The sequence below is a fragment of the Phoenicibacter congonensis genome, assembly GCF_902386915.1.
GTDB classification, from domain to species: Bacteria; Actinomycetota; Coriobacteriia; order Coriobacteriales; family Eggerthellaceae; genus Phoenicibacter; species Phoenicibacter congonensis.
Genome location: NZ_LR698997.1, coordinates 1,350,179 through 1,372,460 on the forward strand (window position 1 = coordinate 1,350,179; position 22,282 = coordinate 1,372,460).

General features: G+C 42.9%; 13 protein-coding genes. All 13 read right to left on the reverse strand.

Annotation, left to right across the window (positions count from 1 at the left end):
- Positions 1-554 precede the first annotated feature (554 nt).
- Complete coding sequence (locus FXZ76_RS05910) at positions 555-1,325, reverse strand: transposase (RefSeq protein WP_079536640.1); 771 nt, start codon at positions 1,323-1,325, stop codon at positions 555-557.
- Between the two features lie 737 nt (positions 1,326-2,062).
- A complete protein-coding gene (locus tag FXZ76_RS05915) occupies positions 2,063-4,666 on the reverse strand; it encodes an ABC transporter permease (protein ID WP_079536643.1) in 2,604 nt (867 codons plus the stop codon).
- Between the two features lie 11 nt (positions 4,667-4,677).
- On the reverse strand, positions 4,678-5,382 hold the full coding sequence (locus tag FXZ76_RS05920; protein ID WP_079536645.1) for an ABC transporter ATP-binding protein: 705 nt from the start codon (positions 5,380-5,382) through the stop codon (positions 4,678-4,680).
- Positions 5,383-5,850: 468 nt separating this feature from the next.
- Positions 5,851-7,362 carry an alanine/glycine:cation symporter family protein gene (locus FXZ76_RS05925; RefSeq protein ID WP_079536648.1) on the reverse strand — a complete coding sequence of 504 codons (1,512 nt, stop codon included), beginning with the start codon at positions 7,360-7,362 and terminating at the stop codon, positions 5,851-5,853.
- Positions 7,363-8,120: 758 nt separating this feature from the next.
- Positions 8,121-10,235, reverse strand: coding sequence for a heavy metal translocating P-type ATPase (locus tag FXZ76_RS05930; protein ID WP_079536650.1), 2,115 nt, complete (start codon positions 10,233-10,235; stop codon positions 8,121-8,123).
- A 9-nt stretch (positions 10,236-10,244) separates the two neighbouring features.
- A complete protein-coding gene (locus FXZ76_RS05935; RefSeq protein ID WP_079536653.1) occupies positions 10,245-10,574 on the reverse strand; it encodes a hypothetical protein in 330 nt (109 codons plus the stop codon).
- Positions 10,575-11,492: 918 nt separating this feature from the next.
- A complete protein-coding gene (gene serA, locus FXZ76_RS05940) occupies positions 11,493-13,070 on the reverse strand; it encodes a phosphoglycerate dehydrogenase (RefSeq protein WP_079536655.1) in 1,578 nt (525 codons plus the stop codon).
- Between the two features lie 120 nt (positions 13,071-13,190).
- On the reverse strand, positions 13,191-14,273 hold the full coding sequence (gene serC, locus FXZ76_RS05945) for a 3-phosphoserine/phosphohydroxythreonine transaminase (protein WP_079536658.1): 1,083 nt from the start codon (positions 14,271-14,273) through the stop codon (positions 13,191-13,193).
- Between the two features lie 62 nt (positions 14,274-14,335).
- On the reverse strand, positions 14,336-15,214 hold the full coding sequence (prmC, locus tag FXZ76_RS05950) for a peptide chain release factor N(5)-glutamine methyltransferase (protein WP_079536660.1): 879 nt from the start codon (positions 15,212-15,214) through the stop codon (positions 14,336-14,338).
- 137 nt (positions 15,215-15,351) lie between these two features.
- Positions 15,352-16,425, reverse strand: coding sequence for a peptide chain release factor 1 (prfA, locus tag FXZ76_RS05955; RefSeq protein WP_079536662.1), 1,074 nt, complete (start codon positions 16,423-16,425; stop codon positions 15,352-15,354).
- 9 nt (positions 16,426-16,434) lie between these two features.
- Positions 16,435-18,432: a threonine--tRNA ligase gene (gene thrS / locus FXZ76_RS05960; protein ID WP_231961767.1), complete on the reverse strand. Its 1,998-nt coding sequence runs from the start codon at positions 18,430-18,432 to the stop codon at positions 16,435-16,437.
- 24 nt (positions 18,433-18,456) lie between these two features.
- On the reverse strand, positions 18,457-18,999 hold the full coding sequence (locus FXZ76_RS05965; RefSeq protein WP_079536665.1) for a zinc ribbon domain-containing protein: 543 nt from the start codon (positions 18,997-18,999) through the stop codon (positions 18,457-18,459).
- A gap of 615 nt (positions 19,000-19,614) precedes the next feature.
- Entirely contained in the window at positions 19,615-22,260 is a 2,646-nt protein-coding gene (locus FXZ76_RS05970; RefSeq protein ID WP_079536667.1) for a valine--tRNA ligase, read from the reverse strand.
- Between the last annotated feature and the right edge of the window lie 22 nt (positions 22,261-22,282).

The window sequence follows — 22,282 nt, forward strand, 5'->3', positions numbered from 1 at the left end:
GGGATCAAAGAATCCAATGGAACCTCAAGAACAGCCACACCCTCGATAAGTCTGACCCCCAATACAAAACTCTGGCACCAAGACGACCCCCCAAAGCACATACCATCTTCCTGCCAGAATAACTTGCCTGCTTTCACGGCGAAATACAGTGACGAAATATAGCGACTTACGTCTGACCCTGATGCAAAAAGTCTGACACTAGAGAGACGTGACACTAGAGAGACGCTTGGGAGACACTGGCAAAAGAAAAAAGCAACAAATAATCACATAATTCCGAATTTCCATATAAAACAAATCCCAAATTAACAGTAAAACAGCAAAAAAATGACTAATTGACGCATTGATGAAAGTTGAATTTCTAATTTAAAGGAGGCAGGAAGAGAAAGAAGAATAAACAATTAAGGATATAAGCAATTGCAAACACAGTGGCTGCTTAAACCTTTCACATGTAAAAATGAAACATCTATTCTAATGTCAAATAGAGTGCAAAGCACGAAGTCAGATATCTGAACCGTCTCTCTTAGCTTTCCAAGTGGCTGAATTAACGCTTAAACCTACGTAGCGAGGACGCTAACTTGATGACGTGTTAAAGTTGTGATTCGAGAAATTTGACTAATGTTAGACCCAAACTTCAGGAGTTCCTTAACAAGTTTCCGAAGAAAAGACCTGGACATCATTGGGATTTTACCAAGATTCTTACTTTTAACAAGTCTTTTGACTGCATCAATAACCTCAAGATCAGAGGGTGTGGTATTCGGAATAACTTCGCACTGTTTCTGGACATCTGAATCGAACTTGACCTCGGCGGCCTCGTGCGTATACTGCTTGAGATAGGCAATCGAAAGCGTCGAATCAAGTATCTCTCTTGCCTTTTCGTCGAATTTTTTTGTATCCATGTCCTTAAACGAGGACCATCTATAGTTCTCTGCTCGCTTCACGATGCCCGCTTTTACCGGGTTGTTAAAGATGTATGCCGCAGTTTGCAAGAATTGCTGTTCGTCCTGGACAGGCTTTGAGTAAAAGCGGGAATTCCAAAGCGTCCCCGTCCTGCCATATTTTCGGTTAAACCAGCGCACATAAGTTGAACCAATAGATTGAAAAACACTCGCACATTTTTCAATATCCCCGTAAAACAACGCGTGGATATGGTTTGACATCAACACATAACCAAGCAGCACTACCCCAAATTTTTTGCAGGCATTTTGCAGGCACTCAAGGTAATACTCTCGATCTTCGTCATAATAAAAAATGACCTGCCCATTGTGCCCTTTTTGCCCAATATTAAGAACACGCAGAGGCGAATCGCACCTCAAAGGTCGCGGCATAATGCCCTCCTTTCCCTGTAAGCTTTCGTTTCAACATTAGCCTACTCTGAATAGTGAAGAAAAATAAGAATAAACAGGTTATTCAAAACCGATAGAACAGATGTTGAACTAGTGTACGAGGAAATGAAGAAAAGCGAAATTGGGCTTTCAACCAGGGTGTTTTAAGTGCTAAGTTGGCTGAAATTGGTAAAAAAACTGTGTCTGACCCCTGTGTTGAAAACCTAAATCTATGGCTTGCACCATTGCAAATATGAGGTGCTTACTCGAGACTTTTTAAATTTAAAAATTAATAAATTAATACTTGGCTATTTTTTAGAGAAATGAATAATCATCAAAATCAAAGATACTCAGGTAAAACATCAAGGGAACTCAATAGTTACGGCGGAAGAAACTTAGAAGCAGATAGGCAAAAAAGAAGAAGTCAACCTAAAAAACAAGTGAACATTTAGTAAGAATGACCATTTTCAATTCATGTTTGACTCCATGGGATGGCCGTGTCTCAATCAAAAATCGGACTCAATGAATTTCCTTTACATACTGTGCGAGTTATATGTCTGGCACCGATGATTTTATGTCTGCCCCCCGTGCTAGAAGTCTGGCACCCTTGCAAGAGAGCTGTTAATCGCTATTCCCACAACTGTTTTATTCTTCGAGTTCAAGTCTGGCACTGGTGATTCATGTCTGGCACCAGTGCCGGAAGTCTGGCACCAAGGGTTCCTCACGCCGCGAGTGCAGATTTATTCCTGAACCTTTAGTGCCATAGCCATTGGCACCTTCCGAATATGTCGCAAATCAAGAATTACAACTAGCGCATAGGAAAATATACCAAGCAAAAATACTTTAATAAGTTCTATAGACGGAACCATGGTGATTAGGTTTCCAGAGTATCTCGCCATTGCAAGCTTCATAATCCAAGAAACAACAAAAATTATGATTGGCATCGAGATCAGCAAAGATGCAACAACTGTGGTAGTAATTGACGAAATGTAGAGTTTTGATATCTCTTTAGGTCGGTAGCCAAAAATCTTCATATAGGAAATTGAGCGTGCCGACTTATCAACGATGATCTTCGTGAGTAAAAACATCGCAATCAAATAAATTACAAGAGCTAAAAACACAATTATGCCTACCACGCGTGACATAACTTGGTTCATTTGTATCGCAACGCTTTCCATGTCTGCTGTGGTCATGTCACGAGCAAGATACTCTTTGTCGATATGCAAATCCTCATTGGAAACGTAGCCATTAAAATAACCTTCGTTTTCGCCAAATATTCTTCGATATTGTTCAATCGACATGTAGATGTTTGTGTTTGTGCTGCCTCCCCAAGTGTCAACCGGAATTAGGTCATATTCGTCACTCGTAAACTCGGCATTGGCGCCAAAGACGACCCCTTTTTCAACAAAACATTTATCAAGAAGACCAGGACCGCAAACTATTTCGTTTTCTGAAAGATTGTTCACCGAAAGGTTCTGCCAGTATTTTGAATTTGGCTGAATTCCGTAAACAGTAACTTCTTCTTCGCTGTCGCTGTATCGACGTGGAACTTTTAGCGTAGTAACTGCGATTTTTTCCGCCTGATCAAGGGCATCTTTTGAAAGTTCATAGGAATTGACAGGAATCGCATTCTCATCACTGATGTCAATCCTGCTTGATTTTTCAATCAAATCAACAAGATGTGAAATTGTCATATTTCCATAAACAGAATCGTCGAAACCAAGATCGCTTGGCTTGAGTGTGTCAAATTGCTCTGGCGTCTCTATGCCAAGAAGTTCAGCATGCCCAGAATGAGAAATGTAGTACTGCCTTGCCATGTTAGCTATGTCTTCTTCGTTCGCGCGAGTCATATCTACATTTTCTCGCAACTCCATTAAAGCGCTCCAAGCCTCACGCTCCTCCTGCTTACCATCCAAATTAACCTCGCTTTTAAGAGTGTAGATGTGTTCGGCAGGCATGGAGGTTTTTAAATCGTCACTATAATTGTCCATTGTTGGAATAATACAGAATCCGAAAATCAGAAGCAGGCTTGCGAAAGTGATCCCAAAGAACAGAGTTATGAAGTTACCTCTATTTTGCAAAATTACGCGCAGTCGAAAACGCGTCGTAAAAGGTAGATTTTCTGGCAAATTTATTTTTGAAGCCTTGCGATGTTTTTTCAAGTCGTGACGAAGGAATTGAAGTGGGGTCAGACGTAATTTACGAACAAGGCCAATAAAAGTAATAAAGACTAAGAGGAGCAGCGGACCAATCGAAGTTTCTACGAACGCACCCCAATCGAAATTCGCATAGAAAGGCGGAAGACTGTAACTTGAATAATAAAGACCAGCTATGTAGTCGATAACAAATAGATACCCAACGATGTTTCCCAAAATCACTGCAACAATTCCAATTAGAACAGGAGGGCTCATGTAGTGGCGAAGAAGTTCTGATTTTCGGTAGCCTGACGCAAGCAGCGTTCCAATGACGGCAGACTCAGAATCTATGGCTGAGCTATTCAGAACAGCAAAAATGAACGAAAGCAAAGCAATCACAAGAACCATTAGAACACCAACGATAGAGCTGTCGCCTTCAAAATCACTCGTTGCAAAATTGATACCATTGTTCATCGATGAATCAATAAAAGATGAAAGCGTTACTTTTTCATCGGCCAGCAAATCGGAGATTTCACTTTCGAGATCGAATCGTTTCGAATCGCTCAGTTGACGGTCGTCACAAACAAAAGAATAGGTATAAGAAACCGTTGCGCCAGAGTTTTTAATTGACGCAAAACCGTCTTTTGAAACACACCCAATGCCAAATGAAACTGAGTTTCCCATCATGTCGGAGTTATCTTTGAAAAGCATTTGCGCGTCGGGGAGCGAAATGAGCCCAACGACAGTGAACTTTAGCCCCTGAATGGCAATCACATCGCCTACGTTAATGTCATTGTTGTGGGCAAATGAAACATCAAGCGCAATTTCATTACTTTCACTTGCCAACGTTCCCTCATGAATCGCCACCTTGTCAACATTTTCTCTATTTTTAAAAACCCTAAAATCAGCTTCTTTGTTTCCTGAGCTGAATGTAGAGTTTGCCGTGAGAGAAAAAAGCTCGTTGAGGGATACACCTTTATCTTCAACCCTAGAGATTACATTGTTGGAGAGTTCAAAATTTGAGGTAAAACGCCCATCCTCAACGGTGTATGTGTCACGAACACTACCAACTATCTTTTGACATGAAGTCACTGCCGCCTTGAAGCCGGAGCAGATGCTAACAAACAGCACGAGCAACAAGAAAAGCGCAAGATACCTAGACCAGTTGTTCTTGAGTTGACGCAGATGTCTTTTTGCCAAAGGGCTCACGAATTGACCCCCTACCAGTTCAAAGAAGAAGCAGGGGCAACGTTTTCGTTGAAACTATTTTCAACGAGAAGCCCATCATGGAGTCTCAAGATTCTTGTTGCCATTTTTGAAATTGCTTCGTTGTGTGTAACAACAAGAATTGTTGTGCCGTAATTCTTGTTCACGCGCTCTAGCAGGCCAAGAATTTCTTTTGAAGTAGAAAAATCGAGGGCTCCTGTCGGCTCGTCACAAAGCAACAGCTTCGGGTTTTTTACAAGAGCTCTGCCAATTGCGCAGCGCTGTTGTTGTCCGCCGGAAACTTGATTGGGAAACTTAAGCCTGTGTTCCCAAAGGCCCAAATCGTGTAACAAATCGTCAACTGAAAGTGGGTCATTTGAAATGTGCTTTGTAACCTCAATGTTTTCGCGAATGGTGAGATCTGGCACCAAGTTGTAAAACTGAAAGATGAAGCCGAGCGTTTCTCGACGATATTCACCGAGCTGTTTATCGTTAAATTTAGTAATTTCACGCCCCTCGATTGAGATTGTCCCTGAATCACACAATTCCAAACCGCCAACGATGTTTAGAAAAGTTGATTTCCCAGATCCCGAAGGACCTAGCAAGACACAAAAATCTCCCTTATCTAACGACAGGCTTATTCCTCGTAATACTTTCGTTCGACTCTCGCCATCGCCATATGACTTCTCAAGAGCGTGAACCTTTAAAAATTCAGACATGCGTTGCACTCCACTAATCTAAGTTAATCAATGCTAACGATTGTAGCACTATGGTAACGATAATGCGGAAGTTAAAAAATCTTTTGAATGAAACAGTCAAGTCTGGCACTGGTGATTCATGTCTGGCCATTTGCTAGGGAAACATCTCTTAGGGAATTATCTCTGACCCCAGTGATTTATGTCTGACACCATTGTTAAATATCATCTTTTACATCAACTTAAAAGTGCGGATTTCCACGAAGGAAACGAAAAGAAGGCAACTATGTCTGACGCCAGTGATTTATGTCTGGCACCTTTGTTTAGGGAACTATCTCTGACCCCTGTGATTTATGTCTGGCACCAGTGATTTATGTCTGACGCCAGTGATTTTAGATTCGGTTACATCGCATAATGAAAGAACGGATGAGTAGCTAAACATAAAAAAAGGGAGTCACACGACTCCCTTCAAGTTCTTTATTATGATGAAACTTATTTAGATAAAGGATCCACAAAAAATTCTTTGACAGGCTCTCCGATTTCAGGAATGTGTTCCTCATGCCAGCAATCGCAAGCTGGGAGCCCAGGAATCGATGAAGCCAAAAACACAGGATCCTTCCCCTCTTTCTTCTGCTTCTCATAATCCTTAAGTGCGAGAATCGCCCACTTGCCAATTATCAAAATTACGATGAGGTTCATCATTGCCATGAGCCCCATAAAAATGTCGGCGAGATTCCATGCAAGGTCGAAGCTGTTGACAGCGCCGTAAAGGATTGCAGCCAGACAGAGGAAACGGAAAACGATTAGAGCATTTTTGTTCTTAGTAATGAATTTAAAGTTACTTTCTGCATAGAAATAGTTTCCTATGAGTGATGAATATGCAAACGCAAAAATAGCAAATGTAATAAAGTGGATTCCAATTGGTCCAATTGAGTTTTGAACGGCCTGCTGAACTAGAGGAATTCCTTTAAACTGAAGCGCAGTTTCAGGATCTTGCACGAGGAAGAGGCAAACCATTACAGCTGAGCAAGAGCAAATCAGAAGAGTATCAATGTAGACAGAGAGGCTCTGTACGAGTCCTTGCTTTACAGGATGAGAGACTGACGCTGTAGCTGCAGCATTTGGGGCCGAGCCCATGCCAGCCTCGTTCGAATAAAGACCACGCTTGATTCCTAGCATGATTACGCTGCCGGTAAAGCCGCCGAATATTGCTTGCCAATCAAATGCTGCTGCGAAAATCGCCTGGAACATCTGAGGAATATAGTCTGCAAAAATAATAGTCGTCCAAATTGCAACAGCGATGTATGCAAATGCCATTATTGGAACAACGATTGAGGTGATGACGCTGATTCGCTTTGCGCCACCGAAAATTACAGCAGCGGTCATGAGCACAAGAATGAGTCCAACAATCATTGCACCGCCATTTGTTTGGTAGTCAGGCATGTAATACTCAAGAGAAGAGCATGCGTTAAATGCCTGAAGGCCATTGAAACCAAAAGCAAAGCAAAGAATCAAAAGTATTGCGAAAAGGACTCCAAACTTTCTGCTACCAATTGCCTGTTCGATATAATAGGCAGGACCGCCGCGGAAAGCACCTTCGCCGTCTTTGACTTTCCAAATTTGTGCACATGTTGATTCAATAAATGCAGAAGCTGCACCAACAAGCGCCATTGCCCACATCCAAAAAATTGCGCCAGCACCGCCAGTGGCTCCAGCGCCGACTACACCAGCAATCGCACTCGCTACACCAGCGATGTTGCCAGTACCAACACGACTAGCAGTAGAAACCATGAGAGCCTGAAAAGAAGAAATCGAGCGTTCACCCTCAACATGCTTCTTTTCAGTCACCTGGCGAAACATGTCGCCAATAAAGCGAATCTGAACAAACCTTGTTTTGAATGAGAAATAGATGCCCACTGCCACGAGAAGAATTAGAAGAACGTAGGTGTACATCCAGGTGTCAATGTCGCCGGTAATCTGTACCAGCATTTCGTTGATATCCATGTCAACCCCCCTTATATTACGAAGTTTTAATTTTACCGCAGCAAGAACAATAAAGGCGGCTCGACTCGAAATCATGTCTGACACCAGTGCGTTATGTCTGACCCCATTGAAAAAGCTGGGGCAAACACAAAGAAAAGCACGAGTAGAAAAGGGCCACATAAACGAATGACAGATATTTAAATCCATGTCTGGCACCAATATCACATGTCTGACCCCAGTGTAAATTGCCTAACGCGTGATGTCTGAAACCAGTGCGTTATGTCTGACCCCATTGAAAAAGCTGGGGCAAACACAAAGAAAAGCACGAGTAGAAAAGGGCCACATAAACGAATGACAGATATTTAAATCCATGTCTGGCACCAATATCACATGTCTGACCCCAGTGTAAATTGCCTAACGCGTGATGTCTGACACCAGTGCGTTATGTCTGACCCCATTGAAAAAGCTGGGGCAAACACAAAGAAAAGCACGGGTAGAAAAGTGCCACATAAACGAATGACAGATATTTAAATCCATCTCTGGCACCAATATCACATGTCTGGCACCAGTGTAAATTGCCTAAGGTGTGATGTCTGACACCAGTGCGTTATGTCTGACACCAGTGTAAAAAGAAGTCATATAAAGGCAATTGCTGAACAACTAAAGGTTATTATGCATGGCTAAAATCCAAAAAAGCATGAGCGATGTGTGCCCACTGTAATTATCCGCAGATGCGAGGCAAACATTTCCTTTGAGAAACAGTACTTGAAACTTGATACTCAGAGCTTATTATTGTGAGGTTTCAATAGAGGTGTTGTGTTTTTTGCAGATAGCGCAATTGTAGAAAGGTTATGCAAGGTAGCCGCTTTTTCAGGAGTGAGAATTCCAGCAAGTCCAAGAAGAATCAGCATGGTGTTAAACCAAATAATGAAATTGTAAGAGCTCTTTACCCTGTTGGTTAGGGCAACCGAAAGCTTTCGCAATTCTATTAGTGGTTTCAAACTTGTGTCGAGAACGCTCACATCTGCAACGCTTCTAGCGATGTCACTAGCGTCACTCATAGCAATGGAAACATCAGCACAAGCGAGAGCTGGTGAGTCATTTATACCGTCCCCAACAAATGCAACTACATGCCCCTCTTCCTTCATTCTTTGTACATACGATGACTTTTCTTCAGGCAGAACTTGAGAATAGTAGTCATCAAGATTTAATTCCGAAGCTACTTTTTTAGCACAGTTCTCACTGTCTCCAGTGAGCATTACTATGCGGGCAAAACCTAAGTCGCGCAATGTGCTTACGACTTCAAAGGCCTCTTCTCGAATTGGGTCCTCGACAATGATTGCGCCTTCCAAAACACCATCAATTGCCATATAAACCACTGAGCCGGCATCGTTTTTCTCAGCGATCTTCGAATCAAGATTTTGTGGCTTTTCCACCAATTCGTCTTCGAACACAAAATGAGCGCTTCCGAGAACAACGCGTCTACCATTCACAGCCGAAACAATTCCGTGTGCAACGATATATTCGACATGATTATGGAGTTCCTCTTTGTGCTGTAGATTCCTCTCGTCTGCGGCACGACAAATTGCGCGGGCCATCGAGTGAGGATAATGCTCCTCGAGACATGCAGCAATCCTCAAAATGTCGTCTTCCGAATAATCCCCCAAAGAGACAACACTGTGAACTTCAGGTTTTGCATTTGTCAAGGTCCCAGTTTTATCAAAAACAATGGTATCAGCCGCAGCGAATGCCTCGAGAAATTTTCCACCCTTAGCAACTATATTGTGATTTGTCGCTTCTCGCATTGCACTCATGACAGCAATTGGAGTCGACAATTTTATTGCACAAGAATAGTCAACCATCAACACGCTCAAAGCACGCTGAACGCTGCGAGTTAAGAATAAATCAGCTAAGAAAAGGCCGAGCGAAAGAGGAACAACGCTATCAGCCAACTTTTCTGCTTTGCTCTGAGCTAACGATTTTGTCGATTGAGAATTATCGACAAGATCAACAATAGAATCAATCCTAGACTGCCCAACTTTAGAAGTTGTCTGCACAACAATCAATCCTTCTTCAACAACTGTTCCAGCGTGTACAGAATTACCCAAAGTTTTTGGAACAAGCTCGCTTTCTCCAGTCATTGTAGCTTCGTTCAATTCGGCCAATCCAGAAACAACAAAACCATCAATAGGCACGACAGAACCAGCGCGAACCCGAATCTTGTCCCCAATTTGGATGCTTTCTATCGGAACTTCGATTTCTTGCTCATTTTCCTGGACAAGCCAAACTTTTTCAACACAAATAGACAGATTTTGACGCAGTGCATTTCGAGTCCGCGCATGAGTATAATCAGCAAGAATGTCCGAGATTCCAAGCAAAAACATTACCTGACCAGCGGTTTCAACATGGCCTGATATGAGAGCAGTAGTGATTGCCGTAGCATCAAGCATCTCAACTGTCAGCTTTCGCTTTTTAAAAGCCCTAATTCCTTCTTTTATATAGGATAGCGAATTAAACAATGTCCATGCCAACCTCAATTTATATGGAAGGAAAATTTTCTTGAAATAACGAATTGCAACCGTTCGCGCCAAACTGAATATAAACGCATTATTTATTGCCGCTAAATCACATGTCACATCCTCTGGATTTTCAGGAAGACACTCAGAATCGAGAGAGCTTATGTAATCGAGTATCTTTTGACGCGTTTGTTGAGGCCGAATCTTTGAGTACTCAACAAGAACAGAACCGTTAGCAACACGAACAACAACAGACGAAACATCATCAATTTGAAGCAACTCGCAAGCTACGCCACGGGCCTGGATGTCGTTAAACACCCATTTGCCCGCACGAAGCCTGAGCCTCCCCGGCTCATCATATGCAATTCTGTAAAACACGAATTTTTGTTACTCGGAAACCTTCTCAGAGTCCGCAGAAGATTTCGTAAATTCTTTTTCAACTTCTTCGCGAACGCGCTTCTCGATTTCTGCTTTCATTTCAGCCTCTGCAGTAATCCTCTTCGCTTCTTCTCGAGCATCAGCAGTTAGATCCTCTGCGTCATCTTTAATTGACTGCACCGCCTCAGAAACGTTGTCTTTCAAAATCATTCCCTGCGCGGTGGCTTTAACAAGGCCGTTTCTTACGCATTCAGTCCTTGAAAGACCAGCTACAACGGCAGCTGCTGCCAAGCCGCCAACAAAACACCAAGCTTCTTTACAATGTGACACGAATTTCATTTTCGTCCTTTCAGTTAGTCATAACTAATCGATATTCCTATTAAAACATACTTTCACATATACGGATAAAAATCGCGAACAATAAACACTTCCGAAACATTAATTCGCCAATATTTACTAAAAACATGTCTGGCACCAGTGTTTTATGTCTGGCACCAGTGTTGCAAGTCTGGCACCAATGCAAGAGGCGCTGGAAATTATTTCAGTACTTGTCGCTAATTATGTCTGGCACCAGCGATTTATGTCTGGCACCAATGCTACAAGTCTGACACCAGAGTCGCAAGTCTGGCACCAATGCAAGAGGCGCTGGAAATTATTTCAGTACTTGTCGCAAATTATGTCTGGCACCAGTTATTTACGTCTGGCACCAATGCTGGAAGTCTGACAAAAATATACAGGGAGAAATGGTTCTCTGCAAGATTAACAGAGCACGGTTGATTTCATGTCTGGCACCAATGCTGCAAGTCTGGCACCAGTGTTGCAAGTCTGACACCAATGCAAGAAGCTGGAAATTATTACAGTAGTTGTCGCAAATTATGTCTGGCACCAGCGATTTATGTCTGGCACCAGCGATTTATGTCTGCCACCAATAATTTATATCTGGCACCAATGCTGCAAGTCTGACACCAGAGTCGCAAGTCTGGCACCAATGCAAGAGGCGCTGGAAATTATTACAGTAGTTGTCGCAAATTATGTCTGGTACCAGCGATTTATGTCAGCCACCAATAATTTATGTCTGGCACCAGTGCTGGAAGTCTGACAGAAATATACAGGGTGAAATGGTTCTCTGCAAGATTAACAGAGCACGGTTGATTTCATGTCTGGCACCAATGCAAGAGGCGCTGGAAATTATTTCAGTACTTGTCGCAAATTATGTCTGGCACCAGTTATTTATGTCTGGCACCAGCACTAAGAAATCTATAAATTTATTCTGAAGAGATTTTTCAAGTTTATGCGGTCTTGGAACTCATCAATTATATCGTCAGGAATTTCTTCTCCCACATTTACATAGACAAGAGCAGTTGAATAGTCTTCCGAAGTGGCAATCTGCATTGTCGAGATGTTTATGTCGTGATTTCCTAAGATGGTGCCGATAATTCCACAAACACCAGGCATGTCGTCATATTCAAATACAAGAGCATTTTTTGTCGGAGCAACATCAATCTTGTAATCTAGAATGGAAGTTATTCGTGGCAGTTTCTCTGTCCCAAAAACTGTGGAAGCAATGCGAATTCCATCAGCGTCAATTTCAATTCCAGCCGCATATTCGTCGGCAATATCGGTTTTGGCACACTCGATGTTGACACCATGACGATTAGCATAGCGCTTTGCTTCGAGCATGGTTGCACATTGTGCACGTTTAGAAGCTAGCATGCCCTCCAAAACGCTTGCCACCAAAGCGGTCGGATCAAGTTCCGCTAAATTGCCCATCATTTTAACTTTCACATTGCGAGGAACCGATCCCTTAATTTGGCTAACCATCCTGCCAAGCATGTTGGCTGCAGGAATAAAAGGTGCAACGTGACGAGACATTTCGGCACCAGAGCCAGTCGCTGTCAGAGCAGTGGGCACGAGCGACCCTTCAAGTCCAGCCCAAACATAGTCAGCGATCTGCACTCCACTTCTCACCTGCGCTTCTTTTGTTAAAGCAGAAATGTGAGGTGTCAAGACGGCATTCTCAAGAGAATGCAGAGGAGAATCGTGACATGGCTCATCATCAAAAACATCCACACCACATGCAGCGATTTTTCTCGCGGCAACAAAGTCAGACAAAGACTTCATATCAATAATTGCGGGACGCGAAGTGTTTACGAAAATCACGCCAGTCTTCATCTTTGAAAATTCTTCAGGTCCAAACATTCCCTCAGTAGTTTTAGTCACAGGCAAATGAATTGAAATAAAATCAGCTTGCTCCAAAATAGAATCGAGGTCGTTAATTAAAGTAACGCCAAGTTGAGTGGCACGTTCTGGATTGCAATAAGGGTCATATGCAAAGACACGCATTCCAAATGCGGAGGCGCGCTCGGCAACCATACCACCAACGCGACCTAGCCCAAACAGTGCAATCGTTTTTGCATAAAGCTCAACTCCTTTAAACTTTTCACGATTCCACTTTGCTTCGTGCATCGATTGGTTAGCCTGAGGAACTTTGCGTGCGCAAGAAAGAAGCAATGCAAAAGTGTGCTCTGCTGCAGATACAATGTTAGAAGTTGGCGCATTGCAAACAATAATGTCTAAATCGTTGGCAGCCTCAATGTCGATGTTGTCGGTTGTAACACCTGCACGACCCACAACTTTTAGCTTTTTTCCCGCGCGAAGAAGCGCGCGATTAACGCTAGTCGCACTTCTAACTATTAGTGCATCATAATCACCGATAATCTCCTTTAACGAAGCATCATCAAGGTTAAGCCGAACGTCAACTTCATACCCTTTCGATTTAAGCGAATCGAGACCTTCTTGAGCTATCACTTCCGTAACTAAAATTTTTGCTGGCATAAAAGTCCTTTATCAATGGCTTGCTACACTGGAACCTCATCGAAAAAATACAACATAAAAAGTGTCGTAAAAGTAAAAGGAAGCCTTAGTTGCACTAGCCAAGGCTTCCCAGTGAATTAATTAAGCGTTTTCTTTTTCGAATTTTTCCATAAAGTCAACGAGCGCCTGCACGCCTTCCTCAGGCATAGCGTTGTAAATACTAGCGCGCATTCCGCCCACCGATCTGTGTCCTTTTAGCGATTTCAGTCCTGCTGCTGCAGATTCAGCAACGAACTTTGCATCAAGATCAGCATCGCCTGTAACAAAAGGAACATTCATCAAAGAACGAGACTCCTTTTGAACAGCCGCTTTAAACATCTTGCTTTGGTCAAGATAATCGTAAAGAACCTTAGCTTTTCTTTCGTTTATTTCCTTGATTTTCTCAAGACCGCCCAGTTGCTTTAGCCATTTAAAGGTGAGTCCGCACATATAAATTCCCCAGCAATTTGGAGTGTTCATAAGGCTGCCAGCGTCGGCGTTCTTTTTGTAATTCAAAATCGAAGGTGTTCCAGGGAGCACCTCTTCAGTTACCAAATCATCTCTCACAATCACAATTGCAAGACCTGCTGGTCCAATGTTTTTCTGCACTCCACCGTAAAGAAGCCCATATTTTGACACGTCGTGAGGCTCGCTCAAAAACATTGAGGAAACATCAGAAACTAGAGGAATGTTTCCAGTGTCTGGAAGCTCAGGGAACTTGCAGCCATAAACCGTTTCATTTTCACAAATGTAGACATAATCAGCGTCTTTATCAAACTTCAACCCCTTAATGTCTGGAATAGCAGTGTAGTTGTTGTCCTCCGAAGATGCAACAACATTTACGTCACCATACATCTTTGCCTCAGTCAAAGCTTTCTTAGACCAATTTCCAGTCTGCAGATAATCAGCCTTTCCGTTTTTCATGAGATTCATTGGAATTGCTGCAAATTGTGCAGTTGCGCCACCCTGCATGAAAATCACGCGATAATTGTCAGGCATATGGAGCAATTCGCGAAGATCGGCTTCTGTTGTTTCAATGATTGATGCAAAATCTTTTGAGCGGTGCGACATCTCCATCACGCTCATTCCGCAACCTTTATAATCAACTAAATCTTTTTGAGCTTCTTCCAAAACACTTAATGGGAGATTTGCTGGACCTGCTGAAAAATTGAAGACACGTGTCATCTTTGAGCTCCTAACTCGAAAAGTATTAACTTCTATCAGTGTATAACAATGAAATTGAGGTGCTAGCCAATACTGGCTAAGAACCTGTTTTTACCCGCTAAATCTTTCATAATCGTAACTTTTCGCAAACCCTGCGACTCAGCAAATTGTTTAGCTTCCTCAAGGCAAGTCTCATGAAGTTCGAAAAGTAACAAACCACCCTCCTCAAGAAGCAACTTTGAGCCCAAAACAATTTCTCGGAAGACATCAAGCCCATCTTCACCGCCATCAAGAGCAATTTCAGGTTCAAAATCGCGAATTCTGTTCGGAAGTTTTTTAACAATCTCACTTGGAATATAGGGTGGATTGCTAACAATTGCGGAAAAATGATTGCGTGAGTGCTGAAAGTATTCAAAATTGTCAAGACAAGAACAGTGTTCGAAATAAATCTTGTCACTCACTTCATATTTCTGCGCATTTTCACGTGCTACATTTAGAGCAGCTGATGAAACATCGGTTGCATAAACTGTGCAATCCTTGATTTCTGTTGCAAAAGAAACAGCAAGGGCGCCACTGCCAGTTCCAACGTCAGCGATTAGCGGCTGCGTTATGCCATTTTTCTTTAGATAAAACGCCACTATGTCAACCATCATTTCAGTTTCTGGACGCGGAATTAACACATTAGGATTAACAGTTAGGTCCAGAAAGCGAAACGGCGCGTGCCTAACCACATATTGAATAGGCTCACCAGCTGCTACACGGTCACAAATCTCGTCAATAGCGTCGCATTCTTGCAAAGTGAGCATTGGTTTTTTAACAACCGACTTTGCATAGGACATGCCTGTAACTTCGCTAATAGCCAGACGAGCTAAATTTGCGGCATTCTCAACATGGTAGAAGTTAAAAAAATCAGTAATGTATTCTTCAACTAACTTTATAGATGTCGGTTGATCGTTTTTCAAAATTAAAATCGCTCACTTCTCTTCAAAAATATAAAGAAACAGGCAAAAAACAGTGCATTAAAAAAACATAAATAAACATGAATGATGTGCAGATGCTAGCAAGCCACAAAAAATTTTTTTCCAAAAATGTTTTTGCTTTACACAGCTTCTTCGAGTTTTTGTGCTCTATCGGCAGCTTGAAGAGCGTTTATCATGTCAATCAATTTGTCGCCAAGCAAAACACCATTGTAGGTCATGGAAACGCCAATTCGATGGTCGGTCACGCGATCTTGAGGTCCATTATATGTGCGAATCTTTTCCGCTCGGTCGCCGCTCCCAATTTGTGCAAGACGTTTTGCCCCCTCTTCAGCCTGTTGGTCTGCAAGCATTTTTTCATATAACCTAGCACGCAAAACTGACATAGCTGCAATTTTGTTCTGAAGCTGAGACTTCTGGTCTTGAGACTGAACAACAAGACCGGTTGGAAGGTGAGTTATGCGAACGGCTGAGTCAGTCGTGTTAACACACTGACCACCAGGGCCGCCAGCACGGAAAACATCAATTCTTAAATCACCTTCGTTTATTTCGACTTCAACTTCGTCGGCTTCAGGCAAAACCGCAACAGTGGCAGTTGATGTGTGGATTCTTCCTTGGCTTTCAGTTTTTGGAACTCGCTGTACGCGGTGAACACCACTCTCAAACTTCATGAGCGAGTAAACATAATTGCCCTTGACTTTAAACTGAATCTCTTTGTAGCCTCCAACCTCAGAAGCAGAAACATCCATAAGCTCAATCTTCCAACCTTGAGAGCCAGCAAATCGCTCATACATTTTGAACAAATCACCAGCAAAAATAGCCGCTTCATCGCCGCCTGCCGCAGCACGAATCTCGACAATAATGTCTTTTTCGTCAGCAGGGTCTTCTGGTATGAGCAAAATTTTGATTTTGTCTTCCAACTCTGGCAATTGAGGCTCAATCCTAGTAATTTCTTCCATTGCGAAAGACTTCATTTCGGAATCAGAGAGCATCTCCTTTGCTTCGTCCAAATCACTAACAAGAGAAATATACTTCTTTGCTAAATCAGCAAGTTCGCTCTGATGAGAGTACTCTTTTGCAAGCCTGTTGTATTCCTTTTGATCAGAGATAATCTCTGGGTCTGCCATTTTTTGCTCTAGCTCATGGTAGGCCTTAAGAAAATCTCCCATTTTATTTTTAAGTTCTTCGTCTGCCATAAATAGCCTTTAAATCTGAGCTTCTTTAATAATGTCAATTAGTTTTTGTTGGTCCCAAGTGCCAAGATCGCCCTCAAAACGATCTCGAACAGAAATTGTTCCATTCTCAACTTCCTTGTCGCCAATAACTACCATATATGGAATTTTTTCTGCTTGAGCCTTAGCAATTTTTACCTTCATTGGCTCATTTTCAAGAAGCAGCTCAACTCTCCCACCAACAGCCTTTAACTTCTTCTCAAATTCTTTGGCAGCATCGATGTGACGATCGGTGATAGGAAGAATTGCAACCTGCGTTGGTGCAAGCCACAGAGGGAAAGCTCCGGCATAATGTTCAATCAAAATACCTAAGAAACGTTCAATCGAACCAAAGATTGCACGGTGCAGCATCCATGGACGCTGCTCAGTGTTGTCAGCATCGCGATAGGTGAGATTAAAACGCTCTGGCATGTTGAAGTCAACCTGCACAGTGGAGCATTGCCACGTTCTTCCCAATGCGTCTTTTACCTTAATATCAATCTTTGGACCATAGAAAGCGCCATCACCTTCGTTAATGTCATATTCCAAATTGTGACGAGAGCAAGCTTCTTTCAAAGCATTAGTTGCATGTTCCCACATTTCGTCGGTGCCAATTGACTTACTTGGTCGAGTTGAAATTTCAGCCTCGTATTCAAAACCAAACGTTTTCATAATGTGATCAACCAGATCAAGAATAGCAACTACCTCGTCGACTACCTGATCTTTTGTGCAGAAAACGTGTGCATCATCTTGCGTAAAACCACGTGCGCGAAGAAGTCCATGAACAACGCCGCTCATTTCATGGCGATAAACCGTTCCGAACTCAAAATAGCGCAGAGGCAAATCACGATATGAATGGAGATTTGCACGATAAAGCATAACGTGACCAGGGCAGTTCATTGGCTTAACAGCATACTCAACAAGGTTTGGCTGCTCATCAGTTCCTTCATTAATGTTGAAGAAATACATGTTTTCCTTGTAGAAACCATAGTGCCCAGATGTCTTCCAAACATCGGCATTAAACACATGCGGCGTGATAACTTCTTCATAACCTCTGTCATAGAGATCGCGGCGAAGCCACTCTTGCATGATGCGAATCACACGTGCGCCCTTAGGCAAATAAAGAGGAAGTCCCGCTCCAGCAAGTGAATCCATTGTATAAATTCCCAGCTCTTTTCCAAGCTTTCTGTGGTCGCGTTTTTCTGCCTCTTCAATCATGCGCAGATAGTCTTGCAAGTCTTTTTTCTTAAAGAAAGCAGTGCCATAAATGCGTGTGAGCATCTCGCGGTCAGAATCACCCTTCCAATATGCGCCAGCAATTTTGGTGAGTTTAAACGCATTTGAATCAATCATTCCTGCACGCAAAACGTGAGGTCCGCCGCAAAGATCAACAAAATCTCCGTGACGCCTAATTGTAATTTGGACGTCATCATCAAAATCATCAATGTGCTCTAGCTTTAAGCGCTGGTCTTTAAAAATCTCTTTCGCCTGATCACGCGTAACAATTTCCTTGATAAAAGGCTTGTCCTCAGCAATAATTTCGCGCATCTTTTCCTCAATTTTTTCGAAATCATTGACCGATACTGGCTCAGGCAGGGCAAAATCATAGAAAAAGCCGTCATCAGTTTGAGGACCAAAACCGATTTGTGTACCAGGCCAAAGAAGTTGCACAGCCTCTGCCAAAACATGCGCACAGGAATGTCTCATTATTGGAAGAGCATCCGGCGACTTTGATGTAATGATTTCAACAGCATCGCCATTTTTTACAACATCGGTAAGATCAGCGAATGCACCGTTAATTCTTCCTGCGAGAGCGGCTCTCGCAAGACCCTCGCCTATTGATGCCGCAACATCATAAAGAGTAGCGCCTTCTGCGACCTTTTTTGCCGAACCATCTGGAAGTTTAATTTCGATTGACATATCTTTGCCCTTTCTCGTGCCGGGCGCACACAAAGCGCCTGCCTCCTTACACGCTTCGGTTTTGATTGCCAAAGCGCACTTTCCCAAAATGAATATTTAATTGTTGCCTGTGGTCCCAGGTTGAACTGAAGTTTTTGCCGCCGCAGTTGAAGCTTGTTGTGCGTGGGTTCTTCTTCTGGTGCGCTGTGTCTGCGGATGCGCCGCTGCACGGCCTGTGATAGGTGTTGCACAATATGGACAAACTGGCCAAGCTGGCTCAAGAGGTTTTCCGCAATGTGCACACATGTTCCTTAACTGTGTTTGACAATTTGGGCAAATGACATATGTGTCCTTGACAGGATATCCACAATGAGCGCATTCGCCATATTTCATGAGCTGTCGCTGTTTTAGCGCAACTTCGAGTTCTTGCTCATCGCGATCCATCGCCAACATCGGAGGGCGAAGCAACAGATAGGCAATAATTCCAGCTCCCGGAACAAGCCCGACAATCATCCATTTAACTGGAGATGTGCCACGCAATTTTGCGTCTCTTGAAATCCAAACAATGGTTAGAGCATAAAGGCAAACAATCATTAGGACGACAATCGTAAACGTGACTTGCATTTGTGGCGTCCAAATCTGTTTCAAGATTTCACTCATTTAAAAACCTTTTAAAACCTTTTCGAATTAACAATAAATAAATTCCTTAAGAATTCTAACACACGGGAAAATCAAGGACTTGTTGCCCCAGTGCAAATGGGGTCAGACATCAATGGGGTCAGACATGATTGAAAATGTGTGTAAACTGCTAGTGAATACCTGTTTTTACAATGGGGTCAGACTTAATTGCTTGTTGCCAGTTGCTGCACTCTTCAACGCTCCTTTTCCGTAGGGTCAGACATGATTGTCGAATATCAATGAGAGACATGTTGCAATGGGGTCAGACTTGATTGTTTGTTGCCAGTTGCTGCACTCTTCAACGCTCCTTTTCCGTAGGGTCAGACATAAATGTCAAATATCGACAAGTTGCAATGGGGTCAGACATGATTGAAAATGTGTGTAAATTGCTGGTGAATGCCTGTTTTCACAACGGGGTCAGACATGATTGTCAAATATCAATGAGAAACATGTTGCAATGGGGTCAGACTTGATGAGACATGATGTGGTGTGGCGCAATAAAAAAGGCCAGACCTCAATGAAACGAGGTCTGACCCCCTAGGATTAGAATTTAGGCAATTAATTTAGGCAATTAATTGATTAGCCGATTTTGTCTCGTTAATTCAACGATTCAAGTTGAGCAGTTGATTTTTCCCAAACTTCCTTTAACTCTGAATAATGAGCCTTATCCTTATCGATTATTTCTTGAGCTGCCTTAGCTAGGAAGCCAGGGTTGTTTAGTTTCTTCTCAAGCCTTTCCATATCCTTCTTCGTATCAGCAATCTTTTTCTCGAGACGCTTTTTCTCAGCTTCCATGTCAACTAATCCAGAGAGACTAACATAAATCTCCAGTGCATTTGTAACAACCACGGCTGAGCCTTGCGGTTTTTTAACATCAGGCGAGCAAACAAGCTCAGACACATTAGCAAGTTTCGAAATGAGCGCGCATTGATCGTTTACAAGTTCCGCATTTTCAATGTTTGCCTTTACAAAAATGTTGAGTGCCACTTTTGGAGAGACTCCATAGCGAGCACGAACAGAACGAGCAGTTCCAACTATTGAAGTAACAAGCTCGATTTTGTTTTCGCTCTCATCATCAACAAAACACTTGAACTCTGATGCTTTAGGCCAATCGGCAACAATTAGCATGTCATCCGGTGACTTGTTAGGCTTTATTTCTGCATAAATTTCTTCCGTAATAAAAGGCATCACAGGATGCAAAAGCTTACATGCAGTTTCAAGGATAAAAAGCAGGTTGCCTTGGCAAATAGCTTTGTCTTTGGGGTCCGCATCTTCACTCAATCGAGCTTTAGAAAATTCGATATACCAGTCACAGAACTCATTCCAGAAGAATTGATAAAGGGCGTGTGTCATTGAACCAAAGTCATATTCACCATAGGCAGCATCAACTTCAGAGATCAATTTTGCAAGTTTTGAAAGAATCCATTTGTCGGGCAAAGTAGAAGCAATTGGCTTTGGCTCAACCGTCTCGTCAAGATGCATAGTCACATATCTTGCTGCATTTTTAACCTTGTTAGCGAAATTGCGAGCTCCTTCGATTTTTCTCTCATCGAAATTGACCGCCTGATTGCCAGTAACCTGCGTCAAAAGACCAAAACGCATGCCATCAGCTGAATATTTCTCCATCAGGTCGAGAGGATTAACGCCGTTTCCTCGAGATTTACTCATCGGTTTTCCATCAGAGCCCATGACAGTTGGATGGATGATGACATCTTTAAATGGAATTTGTCCAGTGCAATATTCTGAAGCCATGACCATGCGGGCAACCCAAAGCCCCATAATGTCACGTGCCGTTGAAAGAACCTGCGTTGGATAACGCTCCTCGAGCTCCTTTTCCCCGCCGTTTGCCCAACCTTGTGTCGCAAAAGGCCACAGCTGGGATGAGAACCAGGTGTCTAAAACATCTTCATCTTGATGAACATGAGCGCCACACTTTGGGCAAACATCAATCGCGTCGACACTAGCGCCTTCCCAGCCACACTCATCGCAATAAAACATTGGGATTCTGTGGCCCCACCACAATTGGCGAGAAATGCACCAGTCTTTTAAATTGTCAAGCCAATCGAGATAAACCTGCTTCCAACGCTGAGGATGGAACTGAATCTCTCCACTAGCAACCGCATCACGCGCAGGCCCCTTTATTTTTTCAACATCGACAAACCACTGCTCAGAAAGCCACGGTTCAAGTGTCGTGTGACAACGATAACAATGCATAACTGAGTGGTTTAGGTCTTCAATGTGATCAAGAAGTCCAAGTTTCTCGAACTCTTTGACGACCTCTACGCGTGCTTCGTCGCGATCCATTCCGCTAAATCGGCCATAACCTTCAACTACATGAGCAGTTTCGTCAAAAATATTAACTACTTCAAGGTCGTGTCGCTGCCCCATTGCAAAGTCATTAGGGTCATGCGCCGGCGTCGTCTTCACACAACCAGTGCCGAATTCTGCATCTACATAGAAGTCTTCAAAAATTGGAATTTCTCGATTAACAATTGGAAGAACTACTGTTTTTCCTACAAGTTTTTTGTACCGCTCATCTTTTGGAGAAACTGCAACACCAGTGTCGCCAAGCATTGTCTCGGGTCTAGTTGTGGCTACAACCAGATATTCTATCCCGTCAACTGGCTCTTTAAGTGGATAACGCATGTACCAAAGATGGCTTGCCTCATCAACATATTCAGCTTCATCATCGGCAATTGCAGTGGTGCAATGAGGACACCAGTTTACGATACGCTTCCCGCGATAAATAATTCCGTCGTTATACCAATCAACAAACAGCTTTCTGACAGCACGGGAAAACTCTTCGCTCATGGTAAATTGCTCATTGTCATAATCGCAAGAGCAACCCATTCCAGCGATTTGTTTCACAATAGTCGTGCCATATTCACGGCGCCAATCCTGACAAGCTTCAATAAACTTTTCGCGTCCTATTTCACGACGGTTAATTCCCTGCTCTGCAAGATGTTTGTCAACTTTGGTCTGCGTCGCAATTCCTGCATGGTCAGTGCCTAACACCCAACGAGTTTGGTATCCTTGCATCCTTGCACGACGAATACAAGCATCTTGAATTGTGTCATTTAAGGCGTGACCCATGTGCAAAACGCCTGTAATGTTTGGAGGAGGGATTGTGATTGTGTAGGAATCACTTGCGTGCTTCCCTTTTCCATCACTTCTTGAAAAGAAGCCATTTGCCTTCCATGCGTCAAAAATTTCTGAATCGCGCATGCGTTCTTCGTTAGACATAATTTCTCACCTTATTTAGTTA